General features: G+C 43.2%; 4 protein-coding genes and 1 pseudogene. All 5 read left to right on the top strand.

The annotated features are described in order from the left end of the window. The first annotated feature begins 139 nt into the window (after positions 1-139). On the top strand, positions 140-520 hold the full coding sequence (locus Q1V74_RS07955) for a hypothetical protein (RefSeq protein ID WP_300647921.1): 381 nt from the start codon (positions 140-142) through the stop codon (positions 518-520). Next, on the top strand, positions 517-1,194 hold the full coding sequence (locus Q1V74_RS07950) for a lytic transglycosylase domain-containing protein (RefSeq protein ID WP_300647919.1): 678 nt from the start codon (positions 517-519) through the stop codon (positions 1,192-1,194). Before Q1V74_RS07955 ends, Q1V74_RS07950 begins: the two co-directional genes overlap by 4 nt. Before the next feature lie 60 nt (positions 1,195-1,254). Then, positions 1,255-1,569 carry a TrbC/VirB2 family protein gene (locus Q1V74_RS07945; RefSeq protein WP_300647917.1) on the top strand — a complete coding sequence of 105 codons (315 nt, stop codon included), beginning with the start codon at positions 1,255-1,257 and terminating at the stop codon, positions 1,567-1,569. Further along, on the top strand, positions 1,569-1,994 hold the full coding sequence (locus Q1V74_RS07940; protein WP_300647915.1) for a VirB3 family type IV secretion system protein: 426 nt from the start codon (positions 1,569-1,571) through the stop codon (positions 1,992-1,994). Before Q1V74_RS07945 ends, Q1V74_RS07940 begins: the two co-directional genes overlap by 1 nt. Then, positions 1,903-2,702 (top strand): annotated as a pseudogene (locus Q1V74_RS07935) (conjugal transfer protein); the annotation flags it as partial. The gene Q1V74_RS07940 and the pseudogene Q1V74_RS07935, both read left to right, overlap by 92 nt.

Raw genomic sequence — 2,702 nt, 5'->3', positions numbered from 1 at the left:
CAAGTCAGTTATTACGTTATTAGTGATAAAAAGCCTGCGTATTGCCAAGCCTATGAGGATAACGGTTTAATCGCTTTAGATAAGACTCAGTATGTAGGTAGCCCAGAGGCAGGTGGTAAGTGGGTAACGGTGAGTCGTTATGAGTAAAAGTGCCGAGGAAATTATTAACGCGGTATTTAGCCAGAGTGGGTTAAAACTGGAGCCTGATGACCCTTTAGTGGCATTATTGCTTTTTATTGATCGGCAGTATGAGCAACAGCGTACTTTATTAGAGGATCATGAAAATGCTTTTTTACTTAACTTAGATCAACGATTGCAACAAGTTCATGAGGTCTATGAGGCGCTAGAGCAGCAGAAGCAGCATATCCGGTTAGATCTGATTACACATACTCAGCGCTTGGTGCGCAAGGAGGTTGCAGAGCAAGGGCGTGAGCTCTATAAGCATAGCCTGCGTTGGGTTGCGTTCGGTTTTGTGCTGATGTTCTTGCTGCAAGTGTTTATTTTAGCGAGGACATTATGAGAAGACGAGCTGTTGCGTTGATACTGAGCTTATGTTTTTGTACTGGAGCACAAGCTAGTGAAGGCGTGGAGGTATTAACGCCTTTACAGTTTGATCGATTAGCGCAGCAATGTGCTCCACAAGTGCATCGGGAAACATTACAGGCTCTCGCTAGAGTGGAAAGTGGTTTTAATCCGTATGCGATTGGAGTGGTAGGTGATGTGGTAGCACAGCCGAAAAATTTAATAGAAGCTATTGCAACGGCTAAACAGCTAGAGGTAGAAGGAAAAAATTTTAGTTTAGGACTAGTCCAGATTAATAAGAATAACTTAGCTCGTTTGGGACTCAGCTATGACACGGTTTTTGAGCCATGTGCGAATTTAAAAGCAGGTGCTGAAATATTAACAGAGTGCTACTCACGAGCGGGTGGATCAGCTCAAGAGGCTTTGCAAAAAGCATTGAGTTGTTATTATTCGGGTAATTTTAAAACGGGTTTTACCGAAGATATTCCGGGATTGCCTCCGTATGTAGAACGTGTCAAAGCTGCTGCAATAAAAAATAAGAAGGAGCGAAACAATGCGATGAGTGTGCCAGCTATTGAAGTGGATTCAACATTGGTTGCCAAAGCGGTAGCAGTAAGTAATACAGACTCCTCAAGACAGCGGTTTAACTGGGATGTCTTTGGGGAGTGGTAAGCCTTTTTATTATTTAGAGCCACTTATTCAAGTGGCTTTTTATTTTTTAAAGGAAGAACGATGAAGTTAGTAAGCAAACTAAAAATGGCATGGATGGTTTTCATGGGGCAGTTGTTTATGGCTCAGGTAGCGTTAGCTCAGGTAGGAGGCTTTGCGAATCAAGCCAAAAGTATGATGGAAAATATCCGTGATGGCATTGTGATTATTGTGGGTGTGGTGGCAACTATCGCATTGCTTTGGCAGCTGGCAGAAGGTTTCATGGGGCGTAAAACGTGGGGGGATGTGCTTAATGCAGGGTTATGGATTTTTGGTGCGGGAGCTGCTGTAGCTGCTGCCACATGGGTATTTACAGCAGGTCAAGGGATTAGCTTCTGATGAAGGGGAAAGAGCAACAGCCGGAGTTTCCCACGTATAACGCTTTGGGGCGCACAGCCTTGGTGTTTGGTGTGCCTCTAATGCCGTTTGCTGTATTGGTGGGGGGCTTTTTAGCACTAACCATGTTTCTATTTACGTTCATGGGAGACCAAGCGTTGTTTTTAATGTTGCTGCCTGTGCCACTAGTCTTATTAATGAAAACTATTTCTAAAACGGATGATCAGGCTTTATTTATTTTAGGTTATGAGTTGTATTGCTTTTTCTACAGGCGGAATGCACGGTTTTTTAACCGAACGAACACCATTTTAGCTATTCATTATGGGAAGAAGCTCAATGATTATCAGCGATTTTTTGAGCAAAGCACTCAGACGACAAGCTGCTCAGTCAGATTTTCTACCAAAAATCTCCCAACACGTCACACCTAATATTTTTCATTATCGGGATGGTTATTTGGGTTTTGTGATTCGGTGTGAGGGGATTCCTTTTGAGTCAGAGAGTGAGTCGCAGATTTATGCACGATTTCATCAGTTAGCTTTGCTTCTAGCTGGCCTTGGTAAGACGCTAGGCAACCGTTTAGGTTTATGGACGACTTTGCAGCGTAAGAAAAGGCGCTTCGATCGCCACTACCAGTTTGAGAATCTGTTTTGCCAACAGTTTGCGCAAAAGTATTTGCAGCGCTTTGAGAGTGGACAGTTCTTTGACACGTTTTTTTATCTTAGTTGTGTCTTGAAGTACGAGGAGTTTGAGGACGGTATTAAAGAGGCTGAGGAGCTGATTGATACGCTACGGTCAGGCTTACAAGCCTATGATCCTTATGTGTTGAGCGCGTATCAGAATGAGGTAGGAGTGGTGTTCTCGGAAGCGTTTGAGTTCATAGGTAGTTTAGTGAATTATGAGTACAGCCCAGTACCGTTAAGCGCTATCGACATAGCGGAAACCTTAGGCCAAGCGGATTTGCACTTTGGGTCTGACATGCTTGAAATCCGAGCGCCGAACGTGACTAAATATGCGACTGCTTTTGATTTAAAAGATTTTGGAATATCCAGACCTAAGGTGCTAGTTGGCATTTTAGAGTTGCCATTTGAGTTCACGTTGACACAAAGTTTTGTCTATATACAAAACTATGAAATTCA

Origin of the sequence: Paenalcaligenes sp. (genome assembly GCF_030152715.1) — a bacterium.
Taxonomy (GTDB): Bacteria; Pseudomonadota; Gammaproteobacteria; order Burkholderiales; family Burkholderiaceae_B; genus Paenalcaligenes; species Paenalcaligenes hermetiae.
Note: the sequence above shows the minus strand (reverse complement) of the source record. Positions and strands in the feature narration are given on the sequence as shown.

What these genes read in the sequence shown, in the direction of transcription:
- Q1V74_RS07955 (WP_300647921.1), top strand. Translation starts at nt 140, where the DNA reads ATGAGTAAAAGTGCCGAGGAAATTATTAACGCGGTATTTAGCCAGAGT.
- Q1V74_RS07950 (WP_300647919.1), top strand. Translation starts at nt 517, where the DNA reads ATGAGAAGACGAGCTGTTGCGTTGATACTGAGCTTATGTTTTTGTACT.
- Q1V74_RS07945 (WP_300647917.1), top strand. Translation starts at nt 1,255, where the DNA reads ATGAAGTTAGTAAGCAAACTAAAAATGGCATGGATGGTTTTCATGGGG.
- Q1V74_RS07940 (WP_300647915.1), top strand. Translation starts at nt 1,569, where the DNA reads ATGAAGGGGAAAGAGCAACAGCCGGAGTTTCCCACGTATAACGCTTTG.